This is a genomic window from Algoriphagus aquimarinus, assembly GCF_900112005.1.
In the GTDB taxonomy this organism is placed as follows: Bacteria; Bacteroidota; Bacteroidia; order Cytophagales; family Cyclobacteriaceae; genus Algoriphagus; species Algoriphagus aquimarinus.
Genome location: NZ_FOKK01000004.1, coordinates 279,297 through 292,514 on the forward strand (window position 1 = coordinate 279,297; position 13,218 = coordinate 292,514).

The window sequence follows — 13,218 nt, forward strand, 5'->3', positions numbered from 1 at the left end:
ATACAGGCGTAAATACTTTGGCTTATGAAATTTATAATTTCAAGCTTAACCCAAAGCCATGAACTCTTTACTTTTTGGAGGTAGCAACAAATTAGAAATAATCGATGAAAAGTCCTTTTCTAGGCTCTATGACCTGTTTTGGAATTCATCGGTTGATTTTGTTTTGAAGCTAGTAAAAGATAGAGATGAAGCTGAAAACATTAGCCAGGATGTCTTTATACAGATTTGGGAAAAGAGAGAAAAACTTCACAACATACAAGACATTAAGAACTTTCTTTTTGTCTGTCTGCGAAATAAGGCCTTTGATCACCTACGTGAAATCAAGAAAAGTACACAAGAAACAGCCGAGCTTTGGAGAACACTGAACCAACAACATGATGAAGCCGGACAAGCAGACTTCGAACGTCACAATTTCGAAAAACTAGAAACTGCCATTGCTAGTCTATCCCAGCATAAACGTAAAATTGTAAGTCTGAAATTTGAAGAAAACAAGTCCTACGAAGAGATATGTGACCTACTCAGCATCTCAACGAATACGGTAAAAAATCACTTAGTACAGATTAAAAAGAAATTAAAATCTGAGGTAATATGACCTATTCCGCTTTTGATAGAATATGACAACATTTATCGATTGCTCAATATATTTTACTATTCCTATTAAACAGAAAAGGCTGCTCAGAAGAGCAGCCTTTATTATAGTTAACCTATCCAAAGCTTATTTTCCTTTGTAGAAGGTCAATGCTTCAGGCATATTTCTATTCAATTTATCAATTCTAGTCTGTGAAGCTGGGTGAGTAGATAGAAACTCTGGTGGAGCTGCGCCATTTTCCTTATCCAGCATTCTCTGCCAGAATATTGGAGCTTCTCTAGGATCATATCCTGCGATTGCCATGAAGGTCAATCCCATCTCATCAGCTTCAAGCTCATGTTTTCTAGAGAAACTTAGCATTCCAAGTTCACTACTTACACCTACAGATTGTAATAAAATAGCCTGTGTCAAAGTCGGATTTTGACCCATTGCAGAAGAGAGCAAACTCATCCCAAAATTTTCGAGCAATCCAGTTGACATCCTTTCTGCAGAATGTGAAGCTACAGCATGTGCAATTTCATGCCCCATTACAACAGCAATACCTGTTTCGGTAAGCGTAAGCGGCATAATCCCCGTATAGAAAGCTACTTTTCCTCCTGGCATACACCAAGCATTGACGTCATCACTTTGTATTAAATTAAACTCCCAATCAAAGCTATTTGCTAAGTCTTGATAACCTTGCGAAACCAAATAACTTTCCACTGCTTTCGCCATGCGATTGCCCACTTTGAGAACTTTTTGCCCATCAGCGGTATTTGTCACGACCTTATTTTCTTTCAAAACTTTATCATACTCTTGGTTAACCATCGGCTGAATCTCTTCTGCCGGCACTAATGCCAACTGGCTTCTACCAGTAAGTGGTACAGTTGCACAGGAATAGAGGATTAATCCAGTACAAAATAAAATTGCTATCTTTTTCATGGTGGTTGTTTTTTCATCAATTGATCCAAATTAAATACCAGAAAGCAATTTTCACTAGTTTAAGATTTCAATTATATAATATATGAACACAAGGGATACCCAAATTGCTTTAAAACCAGGGGCTTTGGCTTATCAGAAAAAAATGAGCAATCCAATTTATTTTTGGTTTGGCATGTTGATTAAGCTGCCTTCTGCAATTTTCTGGAAATTTCGAATCAAGGAATTAGATGCTGAAAAATGTGTGGTGACCATACCATATAGCTGGAGAACGCAGAATCCTTTTAAGTCAATATACTTTGCTGCGATGGCAGGAGCAGGTGAATTGACGACAGGAGCTTTATGCCAATTAGCTATAAGCGGTCTAGGAAAATACTCTATGTTGGTAGTAGATTTCAAAGCAGAATATTTCAAAAAAGCCAATCAAAAAATCACCTTTACTTGTGAACAAGGTCAAGAGTTATTTATTCTGCTTGAATCATTACAACCAAATGACACTGGAAAACTAACAATGATATCGAGTGGTAGAAATCCACAGGGTGAAGAAGTAGCAAGATTCTATGTGACTTGGTCCTTCAAGAGGAAGGCCTAATTAATCCACTTACTTTCTCTTTCAATAAACTCGCTCAATGTGGCGTAAACACGCTTTCTGTCCCAATCGAGAAATTCATGATAATTGTTTCCCTCATTGAATCGAATGATCATTCTGTCCCAATCTGATCGCTCTAGCTGGTACTTGACCATGAAATTTTGGCGAACTGAATCCGATTCAATCACTTCATAATAGCCTTCTCTCCTCTTCATCCACTCGAGTTTTTTCTGGTATTCTCGCTCTTGCTTAGCTCTTTTGGTCAGAGATGACAATACTCCGGCTATAGCAACTCCGCCAGTTTGATTAGGTGAATTAAGGTACCCTGCACTTATACCGCCTTTGTTAGAAGGAGCTTTCTCTTCGTCAGGATCTATCAAAACTAACTTTCCGTCTTTGAAGCGGAAGGAATAAGGTTCTGCTTTCACCTCAAATGCGGGAAGCATCCTAGCTCTATCCTGAATCTGAAGCAGTAGAAATATCTCTTCCGCAAGAATTACCTTTTGCTCAAGAAAACCTGGATAAGATAAGCGTAGCGTATCCCCACTTTCTCCCTTAACAGAAAAGTAGCCTCTTGAATTAGTAATCTGCATTTGGTCAGTGCCTAAAACTTCCACAGTTACTCCTTCGAGATATTTCTTATCATTGGCGTCCAAGACATTCCCTGAAAAAGATCGCTGAGCCAAGAGCGCCGGTAGAAAAGCAAAATATATAAGTACTAATAACCTTAATTTCATAAAGCCCAAAAATAAGCAGGCTTTTCAGATCTATTAAAACCCATGAAGTTAAAGAAGCTTAAGCGAGGCAAATAAGATTTCATTTACTTAGTTGCTGGACACCAATCAACTTGTCTGTTCCAAGAAATTCAGGCTTTTCGGTTCTATACCAACTTCTATTTGATGGGATTTTCATTCCTTCAAATTCAGTCAATCCATCTAAGTAGATGATCTCACCTTTAAGATTTGGTTCATCCTGATAGAATTTATAGGCAGCCATTCTGTAGGTTTCAGGCTCCAAATAGAAATACCAAATGTCTTTGTCATAAGGCACACGTACTACATGATACTCTTTTCCATTCAGCTCTTCCAAGGTCGCTACTGCATCAATATTGGTTCCAGCATCTTGTAATTTCATTGGTAAACCCCATAGGTATGTGTAGTAATTTCTACTGCGAAGCGCACGATCTAAGGTAATTTCTCCCATTTCCACCTGTAAAGAATCATGGTATACGACATAGCTTGTACCATCAATCTTATATGACATGATAGACTGAGTATTGTCCAAGCTGAAACTATAGCTTCGCGATTCTCTAGGTGCTGGCAAACTATCTTCCAAGAGGAAAGTTGCTTTAAGGTCACTCCAGTTGCCATTTGGATCATGGTAGGCTATTGATTTTTCTATCAATTCTTGACCTGTAGGCACCATCATGTAGGTGTCAGATGCACAAGAACTAAGCATTAAAATCACAATTGAGAAGAAAGCTGTGTGTTTCATGACTTTAAGTTACCTGAATCTGGTTAATTTCGTCCAATGGATTTTAAGCTCACTAGAATTGCCCCTACTCCCAGCGGATTTTTACACCTGGGAAACCTCTACTCATTTTTGGTAACAAAAGCCTTGTCAGAAAAAAGCGGTGCTAAAATTCTACTTAGGATTGATGATCTGGACCGGGATCGGTATAGAACTGAATTTGTTCAGGATATTTTTGACACACTGGATTTCATGGAGATAGGATATGATCAAGGTCCAAAAACAGTTCAGGAATTTGAGCAGGATTGGTCTCAGATTCATAAAATGACTAGTTATTTGGATGCTTTGGAGCAGATTAGAGAAAGAAAATTAGTCTTTGCCTGTGATTGTACACGCAAGAAAATCCAGCAATTGGACTCCTCAGGCTATTATTTGGGGCATTGTCAAGTCAGAAATATTCCTTTGGAAAGAAATGAAACGTGCTGGCGCATGGATACTTTTGATACCGATTTTATCCATCTGAACACCTACACTGAAGGCAAAAAATCATATGTACTACCTGAGGACTCCGCCTTTTTCATAGTTAGGAAAAAAGACAAACTACCTGCTTATCACCTGACCTCTTTGATAGACGACGTTACTTATGGAGTTGATTTGGTAGTGCGGGGAAATGATTTGTTGGGATCAACTTTGGATCAAAAAATCCTAGCAAATGGTCTTGATCTTAAATCCTTCGAAGATGCAACCTTCCATCATCATCAACTTTTGAAAGGCCCAAAAAACAAGAAGCTCTCTAAATCTGAAGGAGCCAACTCTTTACAATTTCTAAGAAAAGAAGGAAAGAAGCCTGCCGATATTTATCAGATTTTAGGTGAAATGATCGGATCAAAAGAAATGTTACAAGATTTTGAATCCTTCAAAACGCATCTTGCTCTTTAAAATGAAATTTTTGTAAAAAAGTAAAGCCAGAGAATTTTCTCTGGCTTTGGCATTAATTAATACTATTCATCTTTTTAACAGTAAAGTGACAATAGCATCGCTGAATGATAAACTCAAATATTGAGGCTACTTCGGTCTTCCGTCACCCAGCTTCCAGCTTAATTATACTTCGCTGGCATATCAGGAGCTACCATTGAATTTATGATAAACTGACGAATATCTTCATTTGAAGTCTCCAAATCCTCAGCTCTCAAGTACATCATGTGACCACTTCTGTAGCCTTTCCAAGAAATTCGATCTGCCATTCGCCCAGCAGCATCGATTTGCCAAAGGTTATACTTCGCGTTGAAGAAATCAGTTCCCCCATCGTAGTATCCTGACTGCACCATCAAATGTAAGTATGGGTTTTGACGCATCGCATCTCCTAAATCGTAACCAGTGTTCTCATTAGAGCGGTTCCAAGGATGCACAGGACCGAATAGGTTATAGGTCAAATCAGTTTTGAAATTCAAGTTTTCTCTCACGTAAATCTGAAATGAAGGCGCGAAAGCATGATTCCAAGAAGATAAGGCTGGGTCAAAATCAGGTCGAGAACCCGTTCCTGCGTTATCAAACCCTTTGTATCTACTGTCTAATCTACCGATGGTCATCCCCTTGTCTCTAAGTAATTCTTTCCAGAAGAAGTTAGTAGGAATCAGAAGGTTATGCTCTAGGATTACTTCTTTGCTTAGACCTGAATAAAGCGCATATTTTGTTGCAATTGCATCACGTTCTGTAGCTGACAGCGTTCCTCCTTTTACTACTGCTGGTATCAATTCATTAATTGTAAATGCTTCAACCTCCGGCAAGAAATCATCTAGATCCTGATTTTGCAAAGACGAATCCAAGGCCTTATGGTACCAAGCTGTAGCAGCATAATAAGGCAGATAATTAGACGTGTGGATAGGCGCTCCGCGGTCGATACCCAATTCAGTTGGAGAAACCATGATCACACCATTGAAATACATCCAGTGCGAGTTTTGAAGCTGTGCCACCAAACCTGCAACCCGAGTAGTTCCGTAGCTTTCACCAATCAAATACTTTGGCGAAGCCCAGCGATTCTGGCGCGTTACAAATGTATTCACCCAATCTGCTAGGTACTTGATATCAGAATTGATTCCAAAGAAAGTAGAGCGATCTACCTCTTCATCTACAATTCTCGAAAATCCAGTGTTTACTGGATCCACATAAACTATGTCGGCCACATCAAGAATAGAATATGGGTTTGACTTTGTTCCGTATGGCTGGAGTGGATAGCCTTCGTCATCAATATTCAACACCACTGGTCCAGTATAGGCTATGTGCATCCAGATAGATGCAGAGCCAGGACCCCCATTGAAGGAAATCACAAGTGGACGAGTTGTCTTATCCGTGATGTCCGTTCGCTCATAAAATGTATAGAACAATGAGGCGATTGGCTTTCCTTTTTCGTTCCAAACAGGCTGAGTTCCAGCAGTGGCTTTGTAAGGGACTTTTTTGCCCTTGATGGTAGTTGTGTGCGTAGTAACTACGGCTGACTCAACTTCGATATGACGTTCCGTTTGAGCCGTTACAGCCGAAAAGCAGATCACAAAGAGTACTATTAAACTTATTTTTCTCATAAAGTATGGGGTAAAATCATTCAGTTTTGAAACTACTAATTGTAAATAGAAACCAGTGAGAATTTACATAGATGGAGATAATTCTTTAGTCCTTACTTGCTGATACTAGCCTTGCTATTACCACCGCAGGATAAAGAATTCCTATGGTGGAGAGAAATACCGATAGCATTTTTGAAATAATCTGGATAGGATATAGATCTCCAAAACCTACTGTGGTTAGTGATACCAAACTGAAGTAAATATACAGTGCAAAATCCTTGTCTATTCCCTCCAAAACCACATCGCCTCCTATACCAGAACCCGTGGTTAAATAGATGATTTCAAAAAGAAAAGAACCTAAAATTGCTACCAACAGGTATACATTTACAGCTCCTATTATTCTATAAACATTTACTTCATGATTTCTAAATAAAAGCCTGATATTCAGAAATATAAAAACCATCATGTTTAATACTCCCACAATCCGTTCTGCCAAGTAAAATTCAAAATCGTAATTAGAGAAACGAAGGATTCTTAACCCCAATTGTGTCAAAAAAAGCACCGTAGTCAGGATCACTAATAGCCTATATCTGGATGACCAAATACCCGTGAAAAACAAAAATAGAAAGACTGTATTGACAAAAAGTGAATGCACATGACCGTACTCAATCAGTATGGGAAGGACAAATACTGTGAACAAAAGAATAAGTAATAACACAACAAAACTTGCATCCGTCAACCAATAGTCAGTGAAGGAATTGAAAGCGTGCTTTACTTGCCTACCTCTTTTGTTTACGAAATGATTCATCTAAAATTCAATTTCACCAGATAACACTTGTACAGCTTGACCACGAATGATCACTCGATCTTCTCTTTTTTCTAAATGTAGTTCTCCCCCACGTTTACTAGCCTGAAATGCTTTGAGTTTACTTTTTTTAGTTTTCTTATACCAAAAATCCATCAAAGCACAGTGTGCAAATCCCGTTACAGGATCTTCATCGATTCCGATATTGGGGCCAAAGTACCTACTATAAATATCAAATGAGTTCTTTCCTGGGGCAGTAATAATAATTCCCTCTTCACTATGATTTTTCACTAGAGTAAAATCAGGTTCACAATTCTCTACAGCGGCTGCATCTTCCAACTCAAAAATCCAATTCCCTTTCAGTTTTGAGGAATGAGTAATTTTTGCACCAAAGAATTCATTTTCAAAAAATGGATGCTCTTTTTCAAAAGTTGATATCAAAGGAAAATTCATCTCAATCCATTCTCCATCACTTTTCACCAAAAGCTCTCCACTGCGTGTCTGGAATCGTATGGTTTGTCCTGATTTAATCCAGCCAGACTTCTCCATCCAAAAAGCTGAAGCTAGTGTCGCATGTCCGCATAGATCTATTTCAACTGTTGGAGTAAACCAGCGTAAACTGAATGAATCTGATTCTGCGATTTTTTCTACAAAAGCAGTCTCACTCAGATTCATTTCCATAGCAATCGTCTGCATTTGCTGTTCCGTTAGCTTTCCATCTAATAGACAAATAGCAGCAGGATTACCGGAAAATGGGCTATTAGTAAAAGCATCAATGGTAGTTATAGCTAATTTCATACTTAATAGCGCTCCTTGAAAATATTCAAATGATGTGTGAAGTGACCGGGGATGATCCAAAATAAAGCTCTTGGGGTTATAGGATTCCCGCTTGCCCGACCTACCAAATCCAAGGAATCTTCAGGTAATATTCGAATCATAGTGAGTAAAGCCTTACGCTGAGCCTGAAAATCCTCAAGAAGGTATTCAATAGGAGCTTGCCCAAATCGAGCATTTAACACGTAAGGGTCTTGATCAAATCCTGGTAATGAGGATTTCTCTCCTCTAGCAAAGCAGAGAGCTCTAAAAGTCATGATCCTCTCAGTATCAATCACATGACCAAGCACTTCTTTGGGTGTCCATTTTCCTTCAGCATAGGCCGTCTCAGCCCAGTCTTTACCTTTTTCTTTAAATAATTTTAAGAGTTCATTTACTTGATTCTGTAGCTGTTCTTCGTAGTTGTTACCAGATACTAGCTTTAGATAATTGGAGAAAAAGGCTGAATAATCACCTTCTTTCGGTTGGACTAGGGTTTTCATGTAAAAATGCTTTGGCTTGAATATTATTGAGATAAATTTAAGTCATAAGTATAAACCAGCTCCATATCATGCGTAAAAATTTGCTTTTTCTCCTCTTTGCTATTTCTAGTCAGGCGGCTATTTCCCAAACAACCGTCATTAGAAATGCTGAAATAGCTCAAATGGTTTCTGAGATTTCCTCCGATTCACTAGAGCATCACGTGAGAACACTCGCCTCCTTTAATTCCCGTCATACGCTAAGTACGAATGAAGAAAGCGGGATGCCTGCCGCTCAGCAGTATGTACTTTCAAAGTTCAACCATTTTGCGAAGCAATCTGGAGGAAGAATGACTGCAGAAATCGAGAAATTCACCATCCCTGCTGACAAACGAAGGATATTAGAAGATTCGCCAGGTGCAAATGTAATTGCTAGGCTAGAAGGATCTGACCCTTCTGATGACCGTATATTCATCATCTCAGCTCATATGGATTCTCGAAATAAGGATGTAATGGACGCTGAAGGTAGCTCACCTGGTGCAAATGATGATGGTAGTGGAACAGCAGCTGTTATCGAATTAGCTCGAGTGATGGCTTCACATAATTTTTCTGCTACAATTCTTTTTGTAGCATTTACTGGTGAAGAGCAGGGGTTGAAAGGCGCTACATATTTGGCGGATAAAGCTACAGCTGAAGAATGGAATATCGCAGCTGTACTGAACAACGACATCGTAGGAAATAGCAGTTCATCTGAAACGCTGATCAAGGATAACCTTAAAATGCGTGTATTTTCGGAAACGATCCCAGCATCCGAAACTGAGCAGGAAGGTAATATTAGACGCTATACCAATGCAGACAATGACAGTAAATCCCGGCAGCTGGCACGATACATCAAAGAACTTGGAGAACGTTATGTAGATCAATTTGAAGTGAAATTGATCTATAGAGCCGATCGATTCTTAAGAGGTGGAGATCAAACTCCTTTTGCAAAAAATGCATTCACAGCAGTTAGAATGTCAGAAATGAATGAAAACTTCATTCATCAGCACGAAAATGTACGAATAGAAGATGGTATACAATATGGCGATTTGCCAGAGTTTATGGACTTCGAGTATTTGAGAAAAGTTACTGCCGTAAATCTTGCCTCACTTGCATCATTGGCCAATTCTCCTGATCAACCTCAGGAAGTTAAAATTGATGTACGTGGCTTGAGCAACAAATCAACCTTGCTTTGGGAAACTCCAGCCATTGGTAAGGCAAAAGGCTATTATGTATTGATGAGAGAGACTTCTTCTGCAATGTGGGAAAGAAAGTTTTGGACTACAGAAACTAGTTTGACCTTGCCATATTCCAAAGACAACTACTTCTTTGCTGTACAAGCGGTCTCAGAATCAGGAGCAGAAAGCCTTCCCGTATTTCCTACTCCACTTTCCAGATAAGCACAGTTCTTAATTAAATCAATTCCAAATTCCAAAATAAGGCGTGTTGGATGGAACCTCAATGATTATATTTAGTTAACTATTTGAAACACTAATACTATGAAAACTAAAGAAATCGTAACGCTACAGCGTTCATTACTTGTTGATACAGAGAAATTACTTAATAAGCAGGTAGAAATGGAAGGTACTTCTTCCGCATATTACTTGTCTATGGCCTCTTGGTGTCATATGATGGGCTATGAAAATGCTGCTAATTATCTTTACACACATGCAGATGAAGAAAGAATGCATATGATGAAGATATTCAGATATATCAATGAGGCAGGAGGACATGCCTTTCAGCCTGAGATCAAGGATATAAGACATAATTTCAATTCATTGAGAGAGATTTTTGAATTGATCTTGGAGCATGAAATCAATGTGACCAAATCCATTAATAATATCGTAGATCACGCATTCACCAAGAAGGACTTTGCTACGTTTAGTTTTATGCAGTGGTACGTCACTGAGCAAAGAGAAGAGGAGACTATGTCTAGAAGAGCTCTTGAACTCTTCGATATAATCGGAGAAGAAGGTGTTGGTCTTTGGACTATTGATCAGGAACTTGGGAAACTGCACGCAGCAGCCCATCCACAGGCATAAAAATAAAGCGGCTTTAAGCCGCTTTATTTTTTCCCTTTTTCTGCAAGTTGCTAGAGATACATCCTCCGAAATACTAAATCATTTTTTCCTTCTATAGTATAGGGGGTAATTAACAGGTAATGAGAAACTCAAGTAATTTTTTTAAATAAATTCAATTTCTTTTGATTCTTAAATGGCAAAATATTTGTTAAATATTAATTTGCGATTACTTTTGTAGTAGCTATAATGTATTTCAGCAACTTATTTTTGCACTTCAATGCTAACCATAGTTTTAATAGATGACGACCCAATCAGTACTTTTGTTACTGAAAAGCTCATTTCCAGGAATGTGAAAGAGCCTTGTCAATTTTATAAGTACCAAAGTGCTAGGGCAGCACTACAAGAAATCTATTCTATTAAGCCCAATTACCTGTTTTTGGATTTAAATATGCCAGAAATGACTGGTTGGGATTTCTTAGACTGTTTTAATTCTGAAAAAAACGAGGCGCAAATTTACATCTTGAGTAGTTCTGTGGATGAAAGGGACATTCATAAAGCAAGTGGATATAGCGTGGTAAAAGATTACCTATCGAAACCCCTCATAAAAAAATATATAAAATCGATATTTAATTGACCCGCGATTGGGTCTTTTTTTTACTCAATTCTTTAAGTCCATAGGCAAAGAATAAACCATAGTTTGAATTACCGCCTCCTCTATTAAAACCCTTAATACAAGCGAAAATTTAATATTGAATTAACACAACAGTATTGAAACAGTCGGAGATAATAAGCCTAGAAACTTTTGTCATAAAAAAAGTTTTAAAAAATCATATCCACAGTATGGTGCTAAATAAATTTTTACTTTAATTCGTAACGTTCAACTATTAAAAAACCCCTATCTAAACTACTATGGAGGATTTTGACGACGATTTCGAAGATGACGACAACTTAAATGATGACGACGATTTCGGTAATGATTTTGAAGATGAATATGATCTCGATGATGAAAATGAATTTGTCGATGATAATATCATGGATTTCAATGACGATGACGAAAGCAGTGATGAAGAAGAAGATTTCGATGATGATCAATTCGATTAACTAGAATCTTTTTGGTTAATTGGCTTTAAGAAATTATCTTCGAGCAATCTTTAGAAATTCAACAATTTGATCATGATACTACTTGACGTTTTCAGTTCTCCAATCGCTGGAGGAGCCCAAACCTTCCTAGTGATTGTATGTGTATTAATCGGTCTTGGAGCCGGCATCACTGCAATTGATACGAGAAGCACTTTCACAAAGAAGAAAAAGGCTGATCATTAATAACTTATATCTTATTTAAAAGGAGGCTAACGCCTCCTTTTTTTATGCCCTTACCTATGTCAAAAACACAGAATTTCGAGAATCACGCTAAGCTCTACCCGCTTCATCACTTTATCATAATGCCAATGGCTCTGATATATTTGGGGTGGACCGTTGTGAGAACTGACTTCAGCTCATCCACCTCCGTAGCAGAAAGTATTTATCAACTACTATTAGCATTCCTAATTCTATTGATTTCGTACCTCCCAAGGATCTATGCTATCAAAAATCAAAATCGGATCATTCGTCTGGAAATGAGACAACGTTATTTTCATCTTACAGGTAGTACATTTTACGATATAGAAATACAGCTTACTTCTGCCCAAATTATTGCGTTACGATTTGCAGGAGACGATGAGATTTTAGCTTTAATAGATAAGTCTATTAAAGAAAATACTACTCCAAAAGAAATCAAGAAAAGTATTAAAAACTGGAAAGCAGACCATCACAGAGTCTAACTGTCCTAGCTTAAGCAGTCCAGAGAGAATTCCTTAGCTAGAATAGCTTGAAGATTTTCTCTGGACATAATTTTGTAATCAGGGTCTGTAAAATCCAAATCAGGCAAGGTCAAAACCTTATCGAATTGCTCTACCCCCTTTTCCCTACCTGAAGTCACCAGAATTATTTTTTTAGAATGATTACGAGCCAATTGCATCAATTCAAAACAGGCTTTTCCTTCTGCTGACTGATTATCATACCTCCCCTCTCCTGTGATGATCACCTCGGCCCATTTCACCTTTGATTCTAACTTCACTGTTTCAAAAAAGTACTGGGAACCAAATTCTATATCTGTTTCAAAAAAAGCTGATAACCCTAGCGCAATTCCCCCCGCTGCTCCAAATCCCGATAAATCTTTAAATAGTTTCTTTTGTTTTAAAAAAAGCTTCGTCACAATTGTTTGACATTCTAACTCGTAATTTTCAAACTCACTTGTTAGAATACCCTTTTGTGGACCAAAAACTGGAATTGCACCACGCTTGCCAAAAAAAGTATTCTTGACATCGCAAACACATGAGAACTTGACTTTTGGTATATGTGGAGATTTCTGAATATGTCTGATTTTAAAAAGGAAATTAGGCATAAACGGAATCAACGCTCTTCCATTCTCGTCCAAAAACTCAATACCTAAGGCAGCTAAAATCCCTATCCCCAAGTCAACAGTAGCACTTCCACCTAGACCTAGGACAATTTCCTCTGCCCCAAGATCAATTGCATTCCTTATCAAGAGCCCTGTACCATAGCTAGAAGCGACATATGGATTCAACAACTCATTTCCTAACAAAGCAATCCCCGAGGCTGTAGAGACGTCTACAAATGCTTTTTTTGCTTGCTCCTCCCACCCATATGCACATGAGATAGGCCTACCAAAGGGATCAAGTGCCCATACATGCTTTTTTTCCAAGCCCAAAATCTCTGTCAAAAGCTCACAAGTGCCATCTCCTCCGTCTGCAATCGGTAGTAAATCTGTATTAGCAAGAGGGTACTTTCTATTTATAAATGATTGAATAATTACTCCAGCTTCACGAGCACCCATAGTGCCTTTAAATGCATTTGGAGAAATTAAGACGTTCATGG

The 13,218-nt window shown here is 38.2% G+C and carries 17 protein-coding genes; 9 read left to right on the forward strand and 8 right to left on the reverse strand.

Annotated features, from left to right (window positions below; all coding sequences use genetic code 11):
* Window positions 1–58 precede the first annotated feature (58 nt).
* A complete protein-coding gene (locus BM291_RS07070) occupies window positions 59–592 on the forward strand; it encodes an RNA polymerase sigma factor (protein WP_092895727.1) in 534 nt (177 codons plus the stop codon).
* Between the two features lie 123 nt (window positions 593–715).
* Here BM291_RS07070 and BM291_RS07075 read toward each other — a convergent pair whose 3' ends face one another.
* Entirely contained in the window at window positions 716–1,510 is a 795-nt protein-coding gene (locus BM291_RS07075) for a M48 family metallopeptidase (RefSeq protein WP_092895729.1), read from the reverse strand.
* 142 nt (window positions 1,511–1,652) lie between these two features.
* On the opposite strand from BM291_RS07075, the gene BM291_RS07080 reads away from it, so the two are divergent.
* Window positions 1,653–2,099, forward strand: a complete 447-nt coding sequence (locus BM291_RS07080) for a DUF4442 domain-containing protein (RefSeq protein ID WP_245786796.1) — start codon at window positions 1,653–1,655, stop codon at window positions 2,097–2,099.
* Here BM291_RS07080 and BM291_RS07085 read toward each other — a convergent pair.
* On the reverse strand, window positions 2,096–2,833 hold the full coding sequence (locus BM291_RS07085; protein ID WP_092895733.1) for a carboxypeptidase-like regulatory domain-containing protein: 738 nt from the start codon (window positions 2,831–2,833) through the stop codon (window positions 2,096–2,098). The two genes, BM291_RS07080 and BM291_RS07085, sit on opposite strands and share 4 nt — an antisense overlap.
* Before the next feature lie 79 nt (window positions 2,834–2,912).
* Entirely contained in the window at window positions 2,913–3,590 is a 678-nt protein-coding gene (locus BM291_RS07090; protein ID WP_139229058.1) for a DUF6503 family protein, read from the reverse strand.
* A gap of 36 nt (window positions 3,591–3,626) precedes the next feature.
* Here BM291_RS07090 and BM291_RS07095 point away from each other — a divergent pair, with 36 nt between their 5' ends.
* Window positions 3,627–4,505, forward strand: a complete 879-nt coding sequence (locus BM291_RS07095; RefSeq protein WP_092895737.1) for a glutamate--tRNA ligase family protein — start codon at window positions 3,627–3,629, stop codon at window positions 4,503–4,505.
* 158 nt (window positions 4,506–4,663) lie between these two features.
* Here BM291_RS07095 and BM291_RS07100 read toward each other — a convergent pair whose 3' ends face one another.
* The 4 genes from BM291_RS07100 to BM291_RS07115 form a co-directional block, all read right to left on the reverse strand.
* Window positions 4,664–6,145 (reverse strand): S10 family peptidase, encoded by a 1,482-nt coding sequence (locus tag BM291_RS07100; protein ID WP_092895739.1) that lies wholly within the window; start codon window positions 6,143–6,145, stop codon window positions 4,664–4,666.
* Window positions 6,146–6,230: 85 nt separating this feature from the next.
* The gene (locus BM291_RS07105; protein WP_092895741.1) at window positions 6,231–6,932 is read right to left on the reverse strand and encodes a potassium channel family protein; all 702 of its coding nucleotides are present in this window, start codon (window positions 6,930–6,932) and stop codon (window positions 6,231–6,233) included.
* Window positions 6,933–7,727, reverse strand: a complete 795-nt coding sequence (locus BM291_RS07110; RefSeq protein ID WP_092895743.1) for a PhzF family phenazine biosynthesis protein — start codon at window positions 7,725–7,727, stop codon at window positions 6,933–6,935.
* Window positions 7,728–7,729: 2 nt separating this feature from the next.
* On the reverse strand, window positions 7,730–8,245 hold the full coding sequence (locus BM291_RS07115) for a DinB family protein (RefSeq protein ID WP_092895745.1): 516 nt from the start codon (window positions 8,243–8,245) through the stop codon (window positions 7,730–7,732).
* 68 nt (window positions 8,246–8,313) lie between these two features.
* Between BM291_RS07115 and BM291_RS07120 the strand changes: the two genes are divergently transcribed.
* The 6 genes from BM291_RS07120 to BM291_RS07140 all read left to right on the forward strand — a co-directional run bounded on the left by BM291_RS07120 (window position 8,314) and on the right by BM291_RS07140 (window position 12,101).
* Complete coding sequence (locus BM291_RS07120; RefSeq protein WP_092895747.1) at window positions 8,314–9,660, forward strand: M20/M25/M40 family metallo-hydrolase; 1,347 nt, start codon at window positions 8,314–8,316, stop codon at window positions 9,658–9,660.
* Between the two features lie 99 nt (window positions 9,661–9,759).
* Window positions 9,760–10,302 (forward strand): ferritin, encoded by a 543-nt coding sequence (locus tag BM291_RS07125; RefSeq protein WP_092895749.1) that lies wholly within the window; start codon window positions 9,760–9,762, stop codon window positions 10,300–10,302.
* Between the two features lie 256 nt (window positions 10,303–10,558).
* Complete coding sequence (locus BM291_RS07130; RefSeq protein ID WP_092895751.1) at window positions 10,559–10,915, forward strand: response regulator; 357 nt, start codon at window positions 10,559–10,561, stop codon at window positions 10,913–10,915.
* Window positions 10,916–11,190: 275 nt separating this feature from the next.
* Window positions 11,191–11,382 (forward strand): hypothetical protein, encoded by a 192-nt coding sequence (locus BM291_RS07135; RefSeq protein ID WP_092895753.1) that lies wholly within the window; start codon window positions 11,191–11,193, stop codon window positions 11,380–11,382.
* A gap of 72 nt (window positions 11,383–11,454) precedes the next feature.
* On the forward strand, window positions 11,455–11,604 hold the full coding sequence (locus BM291_RS22030; RefSeq protein ID WP_175499650.1) for a hypothetical protein: 150 nt from the start codon (window positions 11,455–11,457) through the stop codon (window positions 11,602–11,604).
* 56 nt (window positions 11,605–11,660) lie between these two features.
* On the forward strand, window positions 11,661–12,101 hold the full coding sequence (locus BM291_RS07140; protein WP_175499663.1) for a DUF6526 family protein: 441 nt from the start codon (window positions 11,661–11,663) through the stop codon (window positions 12,099–12,101).
* Between the two features lie 5 nt (window positions 12,102–12,106).
* Here BM291_RS07140 and BM291_RS07145 read toward each other — a convergent pair whose 3' ends face one another.
* Entirely contained in the window at window positions 12,107–13,216 is a 1,110-nt protein-coding gene (locus BM291_RS07145; protein WP_092895755.1) for a glycerate kinase, read from the reverse strand.
* Between the last annotated feature and the right edge of the window lie 2 nt (window positions 13,217–13,218).

Coding starts and splice junctions, on each gene's coding strand:
- BM291_RS07070 (WP_092895727.1), top strand. CDS start 59: ATGAACTCTTTACTTTTTGGAGGTAGCAACAAATTAGAAATAATCGAT.
- BM291_RS07075 (WP_092895729.1), bottom strand. CDS start 1,510: ATGAAAAAGATAGCAATTTTATTTTGTACTGGATTAATCCTCTATTCC.
- BM291_RS07080 (WP_245786796.1), top strand. CDS start 1,653: ATGAGCAATCCAATTTATTTTTGGTTTGGCATGTTGATTAAGCTGCCT.
- BM291_RS07085 (WP_092895733.1), bottom strand. CDS start 2,833: ATGAAATTAAGGTTATTAGTACTTATATATTTTGCTTTTCTACCGGCG.
- BM291_RS07090 (WP_139229058.1), bottom strand. CDS start 3,590: ATGAAACACACAGCTTTCTTCTCAATTGTGATTTTAATGCTTAGTTCT.
- BM291_RS07095 (WP_092895737.1), top strand. CDS start 3,627: ATGGATTTTAAGCTCACTAGAATTGCCCCTACTCCCAGCGGATTTTTA.
- BM291_RS07100 (WP_092895739.1), bottom strand. CDS start 6,145: ATGAGAAAAATAAGTTTAATAGTACTCTTTGTGATCTGCTTTTCGGCT.
- BM291_RS07105 (WP_092895741.1), bottom strand. CDS start 6,932: ATGAATCATTTCGTAAACAAAAGAGGTAGGCAAGTAAAGCACGCTTTC.
- BM291_RS07110 (WP_092895743.1), bottom strand. CDS start 7,727: ATGAAATTAGCTATAACTACCATTGATGCTTTTACTAATAGCCCATTT.
- BM291_RS07115 (WP_092895745.1), bottom strand. CDS start 8,245: ATGAAAACCCTAGTCCAACCGAAAGAAGGTGATTATTCAGCCTTTTTC.
- BM291_RS07120 (WP_092895747.1), top strand. CDS start 8,314: ATGCGTAAAAATTTGCTTTTTCTCCTCTTTGCTATTTCTAGTCAGGCG.
- BM291_RS07125 (WP_092895749.1), top strand. CDS start 9,760: ATGAAAACTAAAGAAATCGTAACGCTACAGCGTTCATTACTTGTTGAT.
- BM291_RS07130 (WP_092895751.1), top strand. CDS start 10,559: ATGCTAACCATAGTTTTAATAGATGACGACCCAATCAGTACTTTTGTT.
- BM291_RS07135 (WP_092895753.1), top strand. CDS start 11,191: ATGGAGGATTTTGACGACGATTTCGAAGATGACGACAACTTAAATGAT.
- BM291_RS22030 (WP_175499650.1), top strand. CDS start 11,455: ATGATACTACTTGACGTTTTCAGTTCTCCAATCGCTGGAGGAGCCCAA.
- BM291_RS07140 (WP_175499663.1), top strand. CDS start 11,661: ATGTCAAAAACACAGAATTTCGAGAATCACGCTAAGCTCTACCCGCTT.
- BM291_RS07145 (WP_092895755.1), bottom strand. CDS start 13,216: ATGAACGTCTTAATTTCTCCAAATGCATTTAAAGGCACTATGGGTGCT.